This window comes from Pseudomonas sp. BIGb0176, from assembly GCF_024810175.1.
Lineage (GTDB): Bacteria > Pseudomonadota > Gammaproteobacteria > Pseudomonadales > Pseudomonadaceae > Aquipseudomonas > Aquipseudomonas protegens.
The window spans coordinates 138,779-155,806 of the sequence record NZ_JANUEC010000005.1; the positions used below are offsets into that span (position 1 = coordinate 138,779).

Below are 17,028 nucleotides of genomic sequence, written 5' to 3' on the forward strand. Positions count from 1 at the left end.
CCATAACAATAATCGGCCGGCGCGCCCTGCACCGGCCTCGCGAGGACTTGCCCCATGAGCCAGCACCATCAACGCGACTGCATTGAAATCCTCATCGAAAAAGCCCGCGGCGGGCAGGTCAGCCGCCGCACCTTCCTCCAGGCCATGGGCCTGCTGGCGGCGGTGCCCCTGGCATTGCGCAGCGGTATCAGCTGGGCCGCCGACAAGCCCCTGGTGGTGGTCAACTGGGGCGGCGACGCACTCAATGCCTTTCGCAGCGCCTGGACCGACAGCTTCACCAAGAGCACCGGCATCCCGGTGCGCATCGACGGCGCCGGCCCCACCGAAGGGGCCATCCGTTCGCAGCTGGCCAGCGGCCGGCCGAGCTGGGACGTGGTCGACGTGGACAGCTACAGCGCCATGACCCTGGGCCGCGACAAGGTCCTGCAACCCCTGGACTACAGCGTGGTGCAGCGGGACCTGGTGGCGCCGTCGCTGTCCCACGAGCACGGCATCGCCGGCTACCTGTTCAGCTACGTGATCGCCTGGGACAGCCAGAAGTTCGGCGACAACGGCCCCAAGGACTGGGCGGATTTCTGGAACGTGGAGAAATTCCCCGGCAAGCGCACCCTCTACAAGTGGATGAACGGCATGCTCGAAGCCGCGCTGCTGGCCGATGGCGTGGCCGCCGAGCAGTTGTACCCGCTGGACGTGCCTCGCGCCTTGCGCAAGATCGATGAGCTCAAGCCCCATGTCCTGTCGTTCTGGGGCTCGGGTGCGGAAAGCCAGCAGTTGATGATCGAAGGCGAAGCCTCCATGGGCGCCATCTGGCACACCCGCGCCACCCTGCTCCACGAAGACAGCGGCGGCCGCATCAAGTGGGGCTTCGACCATGCCTTCCTCAACGCCAGCAGCTGGGGCGTGCTCAAGGACAACCCCGCGGGCACCGCACCGGCCATGCAGTTCATCCAGCACGCCTTGCAGCCGGCCGGGCAACTGAAGCTGTTCGAGGCCCTGGGCAACGGCCCGTCCAACGCCGCCACCCAGCAACTGATGAGCGCCGAACAGCGGGAGATCAACTGCGCCTCCGAAGCCAACATGAAGAAGCAGATCTTCCTCGACACCCAGTGGTACGCCGACCACTACTCCAGCACCCTGGAGCAGTACCTGACCCACCTGTCCAAATGAGCCGCCGACCATGAGTGCAACCCGAACCGCACGCCTGGAACGCAGCCTGCTGCTGTTCCCGCTGCCGCTGCTACTGGTGGTGTTCTACCTGTTGCCGTTCTTCGGCGTGGTGAGCTGGAGCTTCACCCTGCCGGAGACGGGCTTGGGGCAGTACCAGCGCATCGCAACCGACCCGGCGATCCACGACATGCTCCTGCGCACCCTGCGCCTGTGCCTGACCGTGAGCCTCTTGGCCCTGGTGATCGGCTACCTGCTGGCCTACTGCTGGGTGTTCAGCCCGCCGTTCTGGCAACGCATGGTGGAGATCTGCGTGTTCATCCCGTTCTGGATCTCGGTGCTGGTGCGGGCCTTCGGCTGGCTGATCGCCCTGCGCAGCAACGGCGTGGTCAACGACAGCCTGCTGTCCCTGGGCTGGATCGATCACCCCTTGCAACTGACCCGCAACGAACTGGGGGTGGTGATCGGCATGCTGCACTTCATGATCCCCTATGCCCTGTTCCCGCTACTGTCGAGCATGCGCCAGCTGGATCAACGGGTGCTGCTGGCCTCACGCGGCCTGGGGGCCGGCGCCCTGCGCACCTTCTGGCAGGTGCTGCTGCCGCAGACCCTGCCGGGGCTGCTGGGGGCCTTCATCATGGTCTTCGTGTTCTGCCTGGGCTTCTTCATCACCCCGGTGCTGCTGGGTGGCGGGCAGACGGTGATGATTGCCGAATACGTGTTCCTGCAGATGTTCCAGACCAGCAACTGGGGCCTGGGCGCGGCCCTGAGCCTGGTGCTGCTGACCCTGGTCAGCGCGCTGATCTGGCTGCTGATGCGCATCACCCGTGTCAATCGACTGGTGGGTTGAGGTCACTATGAATACACATCGCACTGCCCTGAGTACCCGGCTGATCGCCGTGGTCGCCATGGCCTTCATGCTGTTCCCGCTGCTGACAGTGATCCCGGTTTCCTTCACCGCCAAACGCTACCTGTCGATGCCCGACGGCCACTGGTCGCTGCGCCACTACGAGGCGCTGCTGAGCAACCCCGACTGGCTGTCGAGCATCGGCCAGAGCCTGGCCATCGCCAGCGCCACCAGCCTGATCGCCACCCTGCTGGCGGTGAGTTTCAGCCTCGGCATCTGGTACCTGCGTTCGCGCCTGGCAACCCTGCTGATCGGCCTGGTGCTGCTGCCCATGGCCATTCCGCCGGTGATCTCGGCGCTGGTGCTGTACTTCATGGAAACCAACCTCGGGCGCATCGCCCCGGGCTGGGGCTACGACACCCTGCCCGGGGTGGTGATCGCCCATGTGGTGATGGTGGTGCCCTACGGCGTGGTGACCATGCTGGTGGCGCTGAGCCAGGTGGACCGGCGCATCGAGCTGGCCTCGCGCAACCTGGGGGCGAGCCTGATGCAGACCACCTTCCTGGTGATGTTGCCGAACCTCAAGCTGGGGATCTTCTCCACCGCGCTGCTGAGCTTTGCCCTGTCCTGGGAGGAAGTGGCGGTGACCCTGTTCATCACCAGTGTCGACGTCAACACCCTGCCGCGGCGGATCTGGAGCGGCCTGCGCGATAACGTCGACCCCAGCGTGGCGGCGATCTCGGTGCTGCTGATCGGCCTGACCCTGCTGGTGCTCATGGGCCGCCTGGCCTTGCAGTACGCCGCCCAGCGCCGCGCCCGCTCCTAGCGCCTGTGGCGAGGGAGCTTGCTCCCTCGCCACAGGGCCCACCCTACTCCCTGGCTATTCGCTTCCGAGCTGACCGAAGTCATCCCTCACTCCCCGCGTTTTATCCGATAGTGCCCCGTTCGCCCACCCGGTTGCCCAGGCTCTTCTAGACTCAATGGGTGGTCGTAGATGGAACCGAACAAGTCGCTTTCGTGCAGATGAACCAGAAGCAGCGTGTCAAGCTGCCCTTTATGCCCTGAACAGGTGCGGCAACGACCGCGCCGGGTACAACAAGATGCCCATTCAGGGTGCATGGCCAACGGCCTGAAACGCCGCGCTACCGTGACGTGGCAACCAGCGCCGCAGCCGACACTTTCGGACAGCCGACAACCACCAGGTTTGTCCGTGACCGTGAGGAATGCTGTATGCCTGATGAAACACTGCACCTGCCTCTGATCCACCGCCTGCTGGAGCGCCACAAAGACTCCCCGGGCGCGCTGCTGCCGATCCTCCACCAGATCCAGGAAGAGCTCGGCTACATCCCCGATCCCGCCATCCCGGAAATAGCCCACAGCCTCAACCTGAGCCAGGCCGAAGTTCGCGGGGTAATCAGCTTCTACCATGACTTTCGCAGCGCACCGCCGGCGCGGCATATCCTGCGCCTGTGCCGCGCCGAATCCTGCCAGAGCCGCGGCGCCGAGCAACTGGCGGCGCAACTGCGCGAGCGCCTGCAACTGGACGACCACGGCAGCAGCGCCGATGGCAACATCAGCCTGCGGCCGGTGTATTGCCTGGGGGCCTGCGCCTGCTCGCCAGCCCTGGAGCTGGATGGCCAGCTGCATGCACGCCTGAGCGCCGAGCGCCTGGACGCGCTGCTCGACAGCTGCCGGGAGGACGCGTGATGCCCAGCCTCTACCTGCCCTGTGATTCCCTGGCCCGCGCCGTGGGCGCCGATGAGGTGGCCAAGGCCATCGCCACCCAGGCCGAACAGCGCCAGCTGCCGCTGCAACTGCAACGCACCAGCTCCCGTGGCCTGTACTGGCTGGAGCCGCTGCTGGAAGTCGACACCCCGGACGGGCGCCTGGGCTTCGGCCCGGTGGGCGCCGCCGACGTACCGGCGCTACTGGACGCCCTGCAAGGCGATGCCGCCAGCCATCCCCTGGCCCTGGGCCGGGTCGAAGACCTGCCCTACCTGAAGAACCAGCAACGCCTGCTGTTCGCCCGCGCCGGCATTACCCGGCCGCTGTCCCTGGCCGATTACCGGGCCCACGACGGCTTCGAGGGCCTGACCCGCTCCATCGCCCTGGGCGGCGAGCAGACCGTGGCCGCGGTGCTCGATTCCGGCCTGCGCGGCCGTGGCGGCGCGGCCTTCCCCGCCGGGATCAAATGGCGCACCGTGCGCGACACGCCGCAGCAGCAGAAATACCTGGTGTGCAACGCCGACGAAGGCGACTCCGGCACCTTCGCCGACCGCATGCTGATGGAAGGCGACCCGTTCCTGCTGATCGAAGGCATGGCCATTGCCGGCATCGCAGTCGGCGCCAGCTACGGCTATATCTACGTGCGCTCGGAATACCCCCAGGCCGTGGCCACCCTGCGCGAGGCCCTGGACATCGCCCGAGATGCCGGTTATCTCGGGGCCAATGCCGGCGGTAGCGGCCAGGCCTTCGACATGGAGGTGCGGGTCGGTGCCGGGGCCTATATCTGCGGCGAGGAAACCGCTCTGCTGGACTCCCTGGAAGGCAAGCGCGGCATCGTCCGCGCCAAGCCGCCGATCCCGGCGCTGCAAGGCCTGTTCGGCCAGCCGACCCTGGTGCACAACGTGCTGACCCTGGCCTCGGTGCCGCTGATCCTGGCCAAGGGCGCGCCGTTCTATCGTGACTACGGCATGGGCCGGTCCCTGGGCACCATGCCCTTCCAACTGGCGGGCAACGTGCGCCATGGCGGTCTGGTGGAGCGGGCCTTCGGCCTGACCCTGCGCGAGCTGGTGGAAGGCTATGGCGGCGGCACCGCCAGTGGCCGGCCACTGAAGGCAGCGCAAGTCGGTGGCCCCCTGGGCGCCTGGGTACCGCCTTCGCAGTTCGATACGCCGCTGGATTACGAAGCCTTCGCCGCCATGGGCGCGATGCTCGGCCACGGTGGCGTAGTGGTGGCCGACGACAGCCTGGACCTGGCCCGCATGGCGCGCTTCGCCCTGCAGTTCTGCGCCGAGGAATCCTGCGGCAAATGCACCCCGTGCCGCATCGGCTCGACCCGCGGCGTGGAGGTCATCGATCGCCTGCTGGCCGCTCCCGATCAAGGCCGCCGCGATGAGCAGGCGCTGATCCTCAAGGACCTGTGCGACACCCTGCAATACGGCTCGCTGTGCGCCCTGGGCGGGATGACCTCCTACCCGGTGGCCAGCGCCCTGAAGCACTTCCCCGCCGACTTCGGTCTGGCGCCCTCGGAGGCCGAGCAATGATCACTCTTTTCGACCCAGCCACAGACATCGATCTCAATGCCGTGGACTTCGGCACCCCGGCCCGCGACAGCCAGGTGCAGGTCAGCCTGAACATCGACGGGCGCAGCATCAGCGTGCCCCAGGGCACCTCGGTGATGCGCGCCGCGGCCCTGATGGGCACCACCATTCCCAAACTCTGCGCCACCGACAGCCTGGAAGCCTTCGGTTCGTGCCGCATGTGCCTGGTGGAGATCGACGGCATGCGCGGCTACCCGGCCTCCTGCACCACCCCGGTCAGCGAAGGCATGGTGGTGCATACGCAAACGCCGAAACTGGCGACCCTGCGCCGCAACGTGATGGAGCTGTACATCTCCGACCACCCTCTGGACTGCCTGACCTGCTCGGCCAACGGCAACTGCGAACTGCAGACCGTGGCCGGCCAGGTGGGCCTGCGGGAAGTGCGCTACGGCTATGACGGCGCCAACCACCTGCAGGATCAGAAAGACACCTCCAACCCCTACTTCGACTACGACCCGAGCAAGTGCATCGTCTGCAACCGCTGCGTGCGCGCCTGCGAGGAAACCCAGGGCACCTTCGCCCTGACCATCAGCGGCCGCGGCTTCGAATCCCGGGTTGCGGCGGCCGGTGGCGACAACTTCCTGGACTCCGAATGCGTGTCCTGCGGCGCCTGCGTGCAGGCCTGCCCCACCGCCACCCTGATGGAAAAGAGCGTGGTGCAGATGGGCCAGCCGGAGCGGGCGGTGATCACCACCTGCGCCTACTGCGGGGTTGGTTGCTCGTTCCGCGCCGAGATGAAGGGCGACCAGCTGGTGCGCATGGTTCCGGACAAGAACGGCCAGGCCAACCACGGCCACTCCTGCGTCAAGGGCCGCTTCGCCTGGGGCTACGCCACCCACCCGGACCGCATCACCAAGCCGATGATCCGCAAGCACATCAGCGACCCTTGGCAGGAAGTCAGCTGGGACGAAGCAGTGTCCTACGCCGCCAGCGAACTGCGGCGCATCCAGTTCAAATATGGCCGCGATTCCATCGGCGGCATCACCTCCAGCCGCTGCACCAACGAGGAAACCTACCTGGTGCAGAAGCTGGTGCGGGCGGCCTTCGGCAACAACAACGTCGATACCTGCGCCCGGGTCTGCCACTCGCCCACCGGCTACGGCCTCAAGCAGACCCTGGGGGAATCCGCCGGGACCCAGAGCTTCGACTCGGTGATGCAGGCCGACGTAATCCTGGTGATGGGCGCCAACCCCAGCGACGCCCACCCGGTGTTCGGTTCCCAGCTCAAACGCCGCCTGCGTGAAGGGGCCAAGCTGATCGTCATCGACCCGCGGCGCATCGACCTGGTGGACTCGGTGCACGCCCGCGCCGAGCTGCACCTGGCCCTGCGCCCCGGCACCAACGTGGCCATGCTCAATGCCCTGGCGCATGTGATCGTCACTGAAGGGCTGGTCGACCAGGAGTTCGTCAGCGCCCGCTGCGAGCCCGAGGCCTTCGCCCTGTGGAGCGCTTTCGTCAGCCGCGCGGACAACTCGCCGGAAGTGCTCGGCGCCATCTGCGGCGTGCCCGCCGCCGACATCCGTGCCGCTGCCCGCCTCTACGCCACCGGCGGCAACGCGGCGATCTACTACGGCCTGGGGGTCACTGAGCACAGCCAGGGCAGCACCTCGGTCATGGGCATCGCCAACCTGGCCATGGCCACCGGCAACATCGGCCGCGAAGGGGTGGGCGTGAACCCGCTGCGAGGGCAGAACAACGTCCAGGGTTCCTGCGACATGGGCTCCTTCCCCCACGAGCTGCCGGGCTATCGGCACATCTCCAACCAGGCGGTGCGCCAGCAGTTCGAGCAGGCCTGGAACGTCACCCTGCAGGCCGATCCCGGGCTGCGCATTCCCAACATGTTCGAAGCAGCCCTGGGCGGCAGCTTCAAGGGCCTGTACTGCCAGGGCGAGGACATCGCCCAGAGCGATCCCAACACCCAGCACGTGACCGCGGCCCTGTCGGCCATGGAATGCGTGGTGGTGCAGGACATCTTCCTCAACGAAACCGCCAAGTTCGCCCACGTGTTCCTGCCGGGCAGCTCGTTCCTGGAAAAGGACGGCACTTTCACCAACGCCGAACGGCGCATCTCCCGGGTGCGCAAGGTCATGGAGCCCCTGGGCGGCAAGGCCGACTGGGAAGGCACCCTGGCCCTGGCCGCGGCCCTGGGCTACCCGATGCACTACAGCCATCCCTCGGAAATCATGGATGAGATCGCCCGCCTGACCCCGACCTTCACCGGCGTCAGCTACGCCAGCCTGGACCGTCACGGCAGCCTGCAATGGCCGTGCAACGACGCCGCGCCGGACGGCACACCGACCATGCACATCGACGAGTTCGTGCGCGGCAAGGGGCGCTTCATGCTCACCGGCTACGTGCCCACCGACGAGAAGGTCAATGGCCGCTACCCGCTGCTGCTGACCACCGGGCGCATCCTCAGCCAGTACAACGTCGGCGCCCAGACCCGGCGTACCGACAACGTCGCCTGGCACGCCGAGGACCGTCTGGAAATCCACCCCACCGACGCCGAGAGCCGGGGCATCAACGAAGACGATTGGGTGGGTATCGGCAGCCGCGCCGGGCAGACCGTGCTGCGCGCCCGGGTTACCGAGCGGGTGGCGCCGGGGGTGGTCTACACCACCTTCCACTTCCCCGAATCGGGGGCCAACGTGATCACCACCGACAACTCCGACTGGGCCACCAACTGTCCGGAATACAAGGTCACCGCGGTGGAAGTCAGCCGCGTCTACCACCCTTCCGAATGGCAGAAGCGCTACCAGGCATTCAGCGAAGAGCAGCATCGCCTGCTGGACAAGCGTGGCCGCTCCCGGGGCGGCAAGGCGGAGGTGCGTCGATGAGCACCGCCAACCTGATCAAGATGGCCAACCAGATCGCCTCGTACTTCGCCAATGAGCCGGACCAGGTACAGGCCGTGCTCAGCGTGCGCAACCACATGCAGATGTTCTGGACCCCAGGCATGCGCAAGGAACTGCTGGCCTGGCAGACCGAGCAGCAAGGGGCCGAACTGCATCCACTCGTGCAGCAGGCGGTGCGCGACGCGGGCTGGGAGGCCTAGACCAGCCCTCACCCCCGGCCTGCTACCCCAGGCCGGGGCTACCCTCCAACGGCTCAGCTACCCGGGCACTTGCTGTCCACCGGCGGCTTGGCCTGGACCGCCATCGGCATGACCGCTCCCGGCTTGCCCAGGGGCAACAACTGGTACACCGCAAAGGCACACATGGCTGCGGTTTCGCCGTTCGCCTGGGGGATGTAGTTCAGGCCGACATAGGCCTCGTAACTCTTGCCCGGCTCGAACAGCACCACCTTCCTCACCTCGGGGCAGGTGCTGTAGGTGCTGCCATAGCCACCCGCCGCCACGCCCCCGCCTTCCAGCAGGAAAGGCCGGCCCGCCGGTACCCGGTACTCGGTGGCGATCTCGTTGTAGGCGCCCTCGCCCCTGCGGATCGCCCCTGCGTAGGCCGGCAGTTTCGGCGCGAACCTGGGCAGCATGTCGATCTGCCGGGGCTGCACCGGGAACTGCGGGTAGTTGATGTTGGCCTGTTGATCGCTGCCGAAACGCCCGGCCTTGGCCAGGCGCTTGCTGTCCCCCAGGCACCCGGCATAGGCGTCCCCGCGCACCTCGCCGTTGGTGATCACCCGCAACTGCGCGGTCGGCACGCTCAGGGGCGGTTCCGAATAGGGCTGTACCGGTTTGACACTGCAAGCGCCGAGCAACGCCAACGCGGCCAGCAGGGTGGGAGTTGCGAGATTCATCACTGAAGTTTCCTTTGACTGAGGCGGCCACCGGGCCCGCACAGGCTATCGGCCGAGTACCCGCAGCCTTCACTGCCACCCAGGCACTTTCCACAAAACACAAGCCAGCTTGTGCCCGCCGGGATGTACCCGGCAACCCCTGCCACCTACGCTGCCCCGACCTGCCTTCAACAACAAAAACAAAAGGAAGCGACGGTTATGGCACTCGATTATCTGGTAATGGCGATCTACGTCCTGCTGATGGCCGGCCTCGGCTGGTGGGGCATGCGCAAAGTGAAAAGCCAGGATGACTTTCTGGTGGCCGGGCGCCGCCTGGGCCCGGCCCTGTACCTGGGCACGCTGTCGGCGGTGATGCTCGGCGGCGCTTCCACCATAGGCTCGGTGCGCCTGGGCTACAGCTACGGCATTTCCGGGCTGTGGCTGGTGTTCATGCTGGGTCTGGGGATCATCGTGCTGAGCCTGGTGTTCTCCCGGCAGATCGCCCAGTTGCGGGTCTTTACCGTGACCCAGATCCTGGAGCAGCGCTATCAGGCGTCCTCGCGGCTGATCGGTGGCTGCGTGATGGTGGCCTACGACCTGATGGTGGCGGTGACCGCCACCATCGCCATCGGCTCGATCACCGAAGTGGTGTTCGAGATCCCGCGGATCACAGCGATCCTCTGCGGCGGCGGCCTGGTGATCTTCTACTCGGTGATCGGCGGCATGTGGTCGCTGACCCTCACCGACATCATCCAGTTCGTGATCATGACCCTGGGGATCTTCGGCGTCCTGCTGCCCATGAGCCTGGGCCAGGCCGGCGGCCTGGAAGCCTTGCAGGCCAACCTGCCGGCGGGCTTCTTCGAGCTGGGCAATATCGGCCTGGACACCATCCTCACCTACTTCCTGCTGTACTTCTTCGGCGCCCTGATCGGCCAGGACATCTGGCAGCGGCTGTTCACCGCCCGCAGTGAAAGCGTGGTGCGCTACGCCGGGCTCGGCGCCGGGATCTACTGCATGTTCTATGGCGCCGCCTGCGCCCTGGTGGGGGCCGCCGCCAAGCTGCTGCTGCCGGACCTGGCGGTGGCGGAAAACGCCTTCGCCGAAATCACCCGCAGCGTGTTGCCCGCCGGCCTGCGCGGCTTGGTGGTGGCCGCGGCCCTGGCCGCCATCATGTCCACCGCCAGCGCCTGCCTGCTGGCTTCGGCCACGGTGCTCAAGGAAGACATCTACAGCCGCTTCCTTACCCGGGGCGGGGAAAACCACCTGGCCAGCAGCCGCTGGATCACCCTCGGGCTGGGGGGAGCGATGCTGTTGATGGCGTGCCTGGTGAACGACGTGATCGCCGGGCTGAGCATCGCCTACAACCTGCTGGTGGGCGGCCTGCTGGTGCCGATCATGGGCGCGCTGCTGTGGCGCCGCGCCTCGGCCAGGGGCGCCATCGCCTGCATGCTCACCGGCAGCCTGACGGTGATCGCGTTCATGGTCCGCGACGGCATTCTCGCCAACACCCCGATCTACTACGGGCTCGGGGTCAGCCTGCTGACCTTTGTCGGCGTCAGCCTGACAAGCCGGGCGGCACCGGCACTGCGCAGCGCCGCCGAATAAACCCTTCACAGCGAACAAGGAACCCCGCCATGTCCAAGCCCTTTCCCCAACCCGTGGATGCCGCCCTGGTACCACGCTTCGCCGGCATTCCAAGCTTCATGCGCCTGCCGCTGTTCAACGACCCGACCCAGGTGCAGATCGCCCTGGTGGGCGTGCCCTGGGACGGCGGCACCACCAACCGTGCCGGTGCCCGCCACGGCCCGCGGGAGGTGCGCAACCAGTCGAGCCTGATGCGCAAGGTGCACCATGTCAGCCGCATCGCCCCCTATGACCTGGTCCGGGTCGGTGACCTGGGTGATGCACCGGTGAACCCCATCGACCTGCTGGATTCGCTGAAACAGATCGAAGGTTTCTTCAGCCAATTGCACCAGGCCGGCGCCGTGCCCCTGGCGGTGGGTGGCGACCACCTGGTGACCCTGCCGATCTTCCGCGCCCTGGCCCGCCACCGCCCCATCGGCATGGTGCACTTCGATGCCCACTCCGACACCAACGACCGCTACTTCGGCGACAACCTCTACACCCACGGCACGCCCTTTCGCCGCGCCATCGAAGAAGGCCTGCTGGACCCCAAGCGCACGGTGCAGATCGGCATTCGCGGTTCGATCTACAGCGCCGACGACGAGGCTTTCGCCCGGGACTGCGGGATTCGCGTGATCCACATGGAAGAGTTCGCCGACATCGGCGTCGAAGCCACCCTGGCCGAAGCCCGGCGCGTGGTGGGCGACGGCCCGACCTACATCAGCTTCGACGTCGACGTGCTCGACCCGGCCTTCGCCCCCGGCACCGGCACCCCGGAGATCGGCGGCATGACCACCCTCCAGGCCCAGCAGATGATCCGCGGCCTGCGCGGCCTGAACCTGGTCGGCGCCGACGTGGTGGAAGTCTCGCCGCCCTTCGACGTCGGCGGCGCCACCGCCCTGGTGGGCGCGACCCTGATGTTCGAGTTGCTGTGCATCCTCGCCGAATCGATAGCGCAAGGCTCCTGAGGAGGGCCAGCCAATCGTTTGCCAGCGGACACGGCCCTGAGCGCTTCGCAAAAATAGTCAGATTTCAGGGGTTTACAGAAGCCCGCCAATCGCTATAATCGTCGCCCTGACACGCCGGTATAGCTCAGTTGGTAGAGCAACTGACTTGTAATCAGTAGGTCCCGGGTTCGACTCCTGGTGCCGGCACCATACAAAACAAAGCCCTCGCAGCGATGCGAGGGCTTTGTTGTTTCCAGGGTCAAACAATCCTCTCCCGATGCCTTCAGCACCTTGCTGGACCCGGTATCGCCGCGCTTCAGCCCCCTTACCCTTCTTCGCAAGTCCCACAAGCACAATGTCCTTCGTGTTCAATGCACATCGCCAGCACGACTCCGGCAGGTGTTTTGCGCTAGTGTTTCCTGCGGACTCGGACGTTCCTCACGTGCACGGCCTTTGAACCAGGTGCAAACGCTCATGACCCATGCAACGCCCTCCATCAAACTCAGCACGCTTCAGCAAATAGCGCCCTACCTGAGCATGCGCGGGGTGTCGCCGCTGGAGTTCTTCCGGCGTTACGGGATTTCCCCGCAGGTTTTTCAATACCCGGATGCCTGGGTGCCGCGAGCGACCTGTTTTCACATCGCCAATGAAATGGCCGCGGTCGCACAGGACCCCTTCGCGGGTGCAACGGTGGGGCACCTGATCGAAGTACGCTCACTCGGCGCCTGGGGCGGGTTGATCCTGGGTTCGACCAACCTTGCCCAGGCGTGCGCAGTGGCAGCGATCCATACGGACTTACTGCATCAAGGAAGTGACGTAAGAATCGTTACCGAAGGTCGTACGACGAAGCTGATCCAGCAATTCACCGGGCAGCACGGGGCTGATCCGAAGCAGGTCATTCTCGGCACTCTGGCGCTGCTGAGGAAAGTGCCGCTCATGTCCGGCGAGCCTTGCGCCATACGGGTGCATCTGCAAAACCCGCGGGAGCGAGGAGATGAGGCGCTGGAGGAGTACCTGGGGCCGAATCTGCACATGAACGCGAAGCACAACATGATCGAATTCGATCGTGAGCTGCTCGACACCCCTCTGCAACCTGCCCGGGATGACGCCTGGAAAGTCACCGAGGCCTTGAAGTCGACCGCGCAAGCCGCCGGTGTGCTGATCGAACGGATCGCGGATCAGGATCGATCCAAACTTACCGCTATTTCAAGAAACATCGGCTTGTCTTCCCGAACGCTACAGCGGCGCCTCAAGTACTGCGGCATGGACTTCGAAGACCTGCGTGACGAAACCCGTCGCAGCGAAGCACTGCAATTGATTGCCAGCGGCAAATACACCGCGACCGAGATTGCCTACATGGTGGGCTACAGTGATCAGGCGCACTTTACCCGAGCCTTCAAGCGCTGGACCGGAAGTTCGCCGTCGCGCTACCGCTCGCTCTTGAAAGATGATCGTTAACCTCTTCGCCTGACCCTCCCGCCCCACTATCGGGCGCCTTCAAATAACCCACTTCGCGGTACTTGCCTGGTGTGCTTTTGGCACCAAATGGCAAGTTTCCAGCAGGGTGTTCTTATAAAGTCTGAAAAGGTAATGCCCACTTAAAAGAGCTAGAGGTTTTCATGCCCGATTCATCCACGGCCTGCATCGTCGCCCTGACGCTGGCCACTTTTGCCAGTGCACACGCTCAGTCATCCGCTGATGCGACGGTGCGGGTAAATGTCGATAACTTTGCTCGCGCCGAGTCCGACCTCTACATGGGCAAGAGTGTGAAGAGTGGAGGCCTGGGGCGGTTTGTTCACAGCCGCGAAGCGGTTGCCATCGACGCTCAGGATGTCATCCGCATGAACAGGGACACGCTTTACTCGTCAGCGGTGTTCGATCTCGATGCCGGCCCGGTGACTGTCACCTTGCCTGAAGCCGGTGAGAGGTTCATGTCGATGCAAGTGGTCAACGAAGATCACTACGTGCCGGCAGTCATTTATGGGCCCGGTCCCCATACGCTGGCGAAAGAGGACATCGGCACACGCTATGTATTTGTCGCTATCCGCCTGTTCTTCGACCCCACGGATCGCAAAGACCTCGAGCAGGTGCATGCGCTGCAGGACGCCATCCAGGTCAGCCAGGCCAGGCACGGGGAGTTCGTGGTTCCGAAGTGGGATCAGGCGAGCCAGAAAAAAGTGCGTGATGCCCTGGCTGTTCTGGGTTCGACCCTTCCCGACTACAACCAGTCCTTTGGCCCGAAAGGCAGGGTCGATCCGGTGCGCCACCTGATCGGAACCGCAACGGGCTGGGGCGGCAACCCGAGCAGGGACGCCATCTACCTCGGAGCAGTATTGCCGCACAACGATGGAAAAACCGTCTACCGGCTCAAGGTCGAACAGGTACCGGTCAAGAGTTTCTGGTCTGTGAGTGTTTACAACGCCGACGGGTACTTTCAGAAAAACCCCTATGACGCCTATTCGCTGAACAACCTCACTGCCAAGAAAAGTGCCGATGGTTCAATTGTCATCCAGTTCGGGGGTTGCGAGGCCAAGGTCGTCAATTGCCTGGTTACGACACCCGGCTGGAACTACACCGTCAGGCTCTATCGACCGAGTAACGAAATACTCAGTGGCCAATGGCGTTTTCCAACGCCCGAGCCCGTCGATTTGTAAATTCGAGTATTCGAGCAAGTGCAAGTTTGTCGAAAGGACGGACTCCTGCCATCGGTACTTGTAAACGCACTGGGGCGATCAATGAGGCCAGCGCTTGCGCCGGGGGTTTACCGGCCTGCACTCGCCTCGGATACCAGCACCTGCAAGTTGAATATTGGTGATCAACTCAGCAATGGCTCTGCACTACAGAGTTCACACCCAAGGAAATGAACAATGACACTCAAGGATCATTCACATTCTTTCAGGTCTCCCGTGGTGTTCTCCCTAAGTGCAGCCCTTGCATTGATGCTCGTGCCGCCTGCCCAGGCTGCCCCGGCCGATTCAGGCGGCACGCCATCGGTGACGGTAGGCGGTGGCTTGGCTGTTGGCCCGTTGTACCAGGGCTCTTCCCACTACGCCGCCTTCCCGTCACTGAAGCTCAAGGCGGTCATGCCGACCCAGGACTGGGGCACCTTTACCGCGGCCTTTCCGGAAGGGCTGCGGTGGGATCTGCCGGGGCTGGCGCCTTTCGGCGTGGCCCTGCTGGTGGGTTATGACCCGGGGCGCAAGGAACGCATTCACACCCTGGACGGCCGTGATGACTACCTGCGGGGCATGGGCAACCTGGACAGCACCGCCCTGGTGGGGGCGGAAGCGTACTGGATCCTGCCCGCCGGCCGCTTGTTCGTACGCGGCCTGCAATCGAGCCAGAGGCGCAATTACGGTGGCGAAAGCCTGGGCCGTACGACGTACCTGGAAGCCGGGGTCGCCACCACCTACCCGCTGTCTTCGACCTTGACCCTGGACTCGACGCTGTACGGTACCTGGAGCAACGAGAACGACACGATGGCCCGCTTCGGCGTCACCGCCCAGCAAGCCGCACGCACCCGGTTCGATGAATACCACCCCGGTGGCGGGATGCGCGACGTGACCTTGAAACTGGGCCTGACCTGGCAATGGCAGCCACAGCTGGCGCTGGAAGGTGGCATCAAGACCTACGCCCTGGTCTCCGACGCCCGTGACAGCCCGCTGACGGGGGAAAAGGTCGGTGCCGGAGCCTATCTGGACGCCTTGTACCGGTTCTGATCAGCCGTGGTCATGGATAGAAAAGAGAACGCACGATGAAAAAAATACCTGAACCCTTCGCGGTGACACTGTCCCTGGCCGGCCTGCTCTGGTCGGCATGGGCGCTGGCCGAGGACGCCGCCACGAAGGTCACCGACCCGCACTTCAAGCTGGCGCCAGGCTACCTTGAACCGGCTGACTTGCCTGTACGCCTGGCCTTGCTCGGGGCCCCGCCAAAACCGGGCTCCGCGGCCCTCGCGCGGGATGAAGAAGCACGGCGTGCGGCGCTGGCGCTGCGTGGCTCGAGCCGGGAGAAACTCGCGGCAACCGATGCAGAACTGTCATTCCCCGGCCCGGCGAAAACCTTCTCTTGCGCGCTGGGCACGCAGATCAGCGAAAAGAGCACCCCCCATCTCTATACCTTGATGCAGCGCACCCTGACGGATGCGGGGGGCTCCACCTACGCCGGAAAGAATGCCTACAACCGTACTCGCCCCTTCGTGGTGCATGACGAAGGCACGTGCCGCAAGGACATGGAGCCACTGCTGCGCACGGATGGCTCCTGGCCCTCCGGCCACTCCGCCGCGGGCTGGGCCTGGGGCCTGGTCCTGGCCGAGATCAGCCCGGCCCGCGCCACCGAACTGATGACCCGTGGCCTGGCATACGGCCAGAGCCGGGTCATCTGCGACGCCCACTGGCAGAGCGACGTGGACGCTGGCCGCATCATGGGGGCCGCGACGGTCGCCAGCCTGCATGGCAATCCGGCATTCCTCGCCGACCTGGCGGCCGCGAAGGAGGAGGTCAAGGCGGCGCAGCAGGCCGGCCTGAAGCCTGCCGAGGACTGCGCAGCCGAAGGCGTGGCTCTTGGGCTGACCCAGCACTGATCGGAGAAACAGCATGATCCACCGTGACCATCCGCACTCACCGTTGCTGCACCGGCGTACCCGCCTGGCGCTGCTGCTCGGTGCCTTGACGACCGCCGGAACCAGCCTGCCGCCCGTGGCCATGGCGGCAGACGACGATGGCTGGCGGTTCAACGGCGGCCCGTACGTGTGGGGCGCCGGGATCCGCGGGCACGTAGGCCACCGCAGCACAGGGACCCAGTTCATCAAGTCCGACTTCTCGGACATCGCGCGCAGTGTCGACATGTCGGTGATGCTGATGGGCGAAGCGCGGCGCGGCCCCTACAGCGTGCTCGCCGACCTGATGTACATCGACACCGACACCCGCAACCGGCTGCCAGCCGGAGCGCTGGCGTCCAAGCTTGAGGTGCAGAGCAAGACCGCCTCGGGTTTCCTGGGGGGCGGCTACCAGGTGCTGGGGGATGACGATCATCGCCTGGACATCGCCGGCGGCGTGCGCGTCTGGTACAGCAGCACCAGCCTCACCCTGCACGGTGGGCCGGCGGGGGGCCTGTCGGGCTCGGACAAGGCCACCTGGGCCGACGCGATGGCGGGGTTGCGCGGGCACTACGCCGTGAACGAGCGGTTCTGGCTCTCCGCCTGGGGCATGGCGGGCGCCGGGCAGTCCCGGGAAGACTGGGACCTGGCCGCACTGGCGGGCTGGGAGTTCCTGCCGGGCTTTTCGGCGGTGGCCGGCTACCGGGCCATGGGGGTCGATTATCGCCATGACGGGTTTGTCTACGACATCGTCCAGAAGGGCCCGCTGCTGGGTATCAGTGGGCGCTTCTGAGC

General features: G+C 65.4%; 15 protein-coding genes and 1 tRNA gene. 15 read left to right on the plus strand and 1 reads right to left on the minus strand.

Annotation, left to right across the window (positions count from 1 at the left end; genetic code table 11):
* Window positions 1-54 precede the first annotated feature (54 nt).
* The 7 genes from M2395_RS27465 to M2395_RS27495 all read left to right on the plus strand — a co-directional run bounded on the left by M2395_RS27465 (window position 55) and on the right by M2395_RS27495 (window position 8,389).
* A complete protein-coding gene (locus M2395_RS27465; protein WP_015633809.1) occupies window positions 55-1,167 on the plus strand; it encodes an ABC transporter substrate-binding protein in 1,113 nt (370 codons plus the stop codon).
* Between the two features lie 10 nt (window positions 1,168-1,177).
* The gene (locus M2395_RS27470) at window positions 1,178-2,014 is read left to right on the plus strand and encodes an ABC transporter permease (RefSeq protein ID WP_047283525.1); all 837 of its coding nucleotides are present in this window, start codon (window positions 1,178-1,180) and stop codon (window positions 2,012-2,014) included.
* A gap of 7 nt (window positions 2,015-2,021) precedes the next feature.
* The gene (locus M2395_RS27475; RefSeq protein WP_019093897.1) at window positions 2,022-2,837 is read left to right on the plus strand and encodes an ABC transporter permease; all 816 of its coding nucleotides are present in this window, start codon (window positions 2,022-2,024) and stop codon (window positions 2,835-2,837) included.
* 404 nt (window positions 2,838-3,241) lie between these two features.
* Window positions 3,242-3,718: a formate dehydrogenase subunit gamma gene (locus tag M2395_RS27480; RefSeq protein WP_011058708.1), complete on the plus strand. Its 477-nt coding sequence runs from the start codon at window positions 3,242-3,244 to the stop codon at window positions 3,716-3,718.
* The gene (locus M2395_RS27485) at window positions 3,718-5,277 is read left to right on the plus strand and encodes an NADH-quinone oxidoreductase subunit NuoF (protein WP_123431226.1); all 1,560 of its coding nucleotides are present in this window, start codon (window positions 3,718-3,720) and stop codon (window positions 5,275-5,277) included. The genes M2395_RS27480 and M2395_RS27485 overlap by 1 nt, the downstream gene beginning before the upstream one ends.
* Window positions 5,274-8,171, plus strand: coding sequence for a formate dehydrogenase subunit alpha (gene fdhF / locus M2395_RS27490; RefSeq protein ID WP_123431227.1), 2,898 nt, complete (start codon window positions 5,274-5,276; stop codon window positions 8,169-8,171). Before M2395_RS27485 ends, fdhF begins: the two co-directional genes overlap by 4 nt.
* On the plus strand, window positions 8,168-8,389 hold the full coding sequence (locus M2395_RS27495; protein WP_011058705.1) for a formate dehydrogenase subunit delta: 222 nt from the start codon (window positions 8,168-8,170) through the stop codon (window positions 8,387-8,389). The genes fdhF and M2395_RS27495 overlap by 4 nt, the downstream gene beginning before the upstream one ends.
* A gap of 53 nt (window positions 8,390-8,442) precedes the next feature.
* Here M2395_RS27495 and M2395_RS27500 read toward each other — a convergent pair whose 3' ends face one another.
* Window positions 8,443-9,087, minus strand: a complete 645-nt coding sequence (locus M2395_RS27500) for a hypothetical protein (protein ID WP_011058704.1) — start codon at window positions 9,085-9,087, stop codon at window positions 8,443-8,445.
* 198 nt (window positions 9,088-9,285) lie between these two features.
* On the opposite strand from M2395_RS27500, the gene M2395_RS27505 reads away from it, so the two are divergent.
* The 8 genes from M2395_RS27505 (at window position 9,286) to M2395_RS27540 (ending at window position 17,026) form a co-directional block, all read left to right on the plus strand.
* Window positions 9,286-10,671, plus strand: coding sequence for a sodium:solute symporter (locus M2395_RS27505; RefSeq protein WP_123431228.1), 1,386 nt, complete (start codon window positions 9,286-9,288; stop codon window positions 10,669-10,671).
* A gap of 29 nt (window positions 10,672-10,700) precedes the next feature.
* Window positions 10,701-11,657, plus strand: a complete 957-nt coding sequence (speB, locus tag M2395_RS27510; protein ID WP_123431229.1) for an agmatinase — start codon at window positions 10,701-10,703, stop codon at window positions 11,655-11,657.
* Window positions 11,658-11,770: 113 nt separating this feature from the next.
* A tRNA-Thr gene (locus M2395_RS27515) sits at window positions 11,771-11,846 on the plus strand.
* Between the two features lie 264 nt (window positions 11,847-12,110).
* Window positions 12,111-13,094, plus strand: coding sequence for an AraC family transcriptional regulator (locus tag M2395_RS27520; RefSeq protein WP_123431230.1), 984 nt, complete (start codon window positions 12,111-12,113; stop codon window positions 13,092-13,094).
* A 161-nt stretch (window positions 13,095-13,255) separates the two neighbouring features.
* The gene (locus tag M2395_RS27525; RefSeq protein WP_011058700.1) at window positions 13,256-14,290 is read left to right on the plus strand and encodes a DUF1254 domain-containing protein; all 1,035 of its coding nucleotides are present in this window, start codon (window positions 13,256-13,258) and stop codon (window positions 14,288-14,290) included.
* Between the two features lie 213 nt (window positions 14,291-14,503).
* Complete coding sequence (locus M2395_RS27530; RefSeq protein ID WP_123431231.1) at window positions 14,504-15,355, plus strand: MipA/OmpV family protein; 852 nt, start codon at window positions 14,504-14,506, stop codon at window positions 15,353-15,355.
* A gap of 35 nt (window positions 15,356-15,390) precedes the next feature.
* Window positions 15,391-16,218 carry a phosphatase PAP2 family protein gene (locus M2395_RS27535; protein ID WP_011058698.1) on the plus strand — a complete coding sequence of 276 codons (828 nt, stop codon included), beginning with the start codon at window positions 15,391-15,393 and terminating at the stop codon, window positions 16,216-16,218.
* A 13-nt stretch (window positions 16,219-16,231) separates the two neighbouring features.
* The gene (locus tag M2395_RS27540; protein ID WP_053148554.1) at window positions 16,232-17,026 is read left to right on the plus strand and encodes a hypothetical protein; all 795 of its coding nucleotides are present in this window, start codon (window positions 16,232-16,234) and stop codon (window positions 17,024-17,026) included.
* Window positions 17,027-17,028 lie beyond the last annotated feature (2 nt).

What these genes read in the sequence shown, in the direction of transcription:
- M2395_RS27465 (WP_015633809.1), top strand. Translation starts at nt 55, where the DNA reads ATGAGCCAGCACCATCAACGCGACTGCATTGAAATCCTCATCGAAAAA.
- M2395_RS27470 (WP_047283525.1), top strand. Translation starts at nt 1,178, where the DNA reads ATGAGTGCAACCCGAACCGCACGCCTGGAACGCAGCCTGCTGCTGTTC.
- M2395_RS27475 (WP_019093897.1), top strand. Translation starts at nt 2,022, where the DNA reads ATGAATACACATCGCACTGCCCTGAGTACCCGGCTGATCGCCGTGGTC.
- M2395_RS27480 (WP_011058708.1), top strand. Translation starts at nt 3,242, where the DNA reads ATGCCTGATGAAACACTGCACCTGCCTCTGATCCACCGCCTGCTGGAG.
- M2395_RS27485 (WP_123431226.1), top strand. Translation starts at nt 3,718, where the DNA reads ATGCCCAGCCTCTACCTGCCCTGTGATTCCCTGGCCCGCGCCGTGGGC.
- fdhF (WP_123431227.1), top strand. Translation starts at nt 5,274, where the DNA reads ATGATCACTCTTTTCGACCCAGCCACAGACATCGATCTCAATGCCGTG.
- M2395_RS27495 (WP_011058705.1), top strand. Translation starts at nt 8,168, where the DNA reads ATGAGCACCGCCAACCTGATCAAGATGGCCAACCAGATCGCCTCGTAC.
- M2395_RS27500 (WP_011058704.1), bottom strand. Translation starts at nt 9,087, where the DNA reads ATGAATCTCGCAACTCCCACCCTGCTGGCCGCGTTGGCGTTGCTCGGC.
- M2395_RS27505 (WP_123431228.1), top strand. Translation starts at nt 9,286, where the DNA reads ATGGCACTCGATTATCTGGTAATGGCGATCTACGTCCTGCTGATGGCC.
- speB (WP_123431229.1), top strand. Translation starts at nt 10,701, where the DNA reads ATGTCCAAGCCCTTTCCCCAACCCGTGGATGCCGCCCTGGTACCACGC.
- M2395_RS27520 (WP_123431230.1), top strand. Translation starts at nt 12,111, where the DNA reads ATGACCCATGCAACGCCCTCCATCAAACTCAGCACGCTTCAGCAAATA.
- M2395_RS27525 (WP_011058700.1), top strand. Translation starts at nt 13,256, where the DNA reads ATGCCCGATTCATCCACGGCCTGCATCGTCGCCCTGACGCTGGCCACT.
- M2395_RS27530 (WP_123431231.1), top strand. Translation starts at nt 14,504, where the DNA reads ATGACACTCAAGGATCATTCACATTCTTTCAGGTCTCCCGTGGTGTTC.
- M2395_RS27535 (WP_011058698.1), top strand. Translation starts at nt 15,391, where the DNA reads ATGAAAAAAATACCTGAACCCTTCGCGGTGACACTGTCCCTGGCCGGC.
- M2395_RS27540 (WP_053148554.1), top strand. Translation starts at nt 16,232, where the DNA reads ATGATCCACCGTGACCATCCGCACTCACCGTTGCTGCACCGGCGTACC.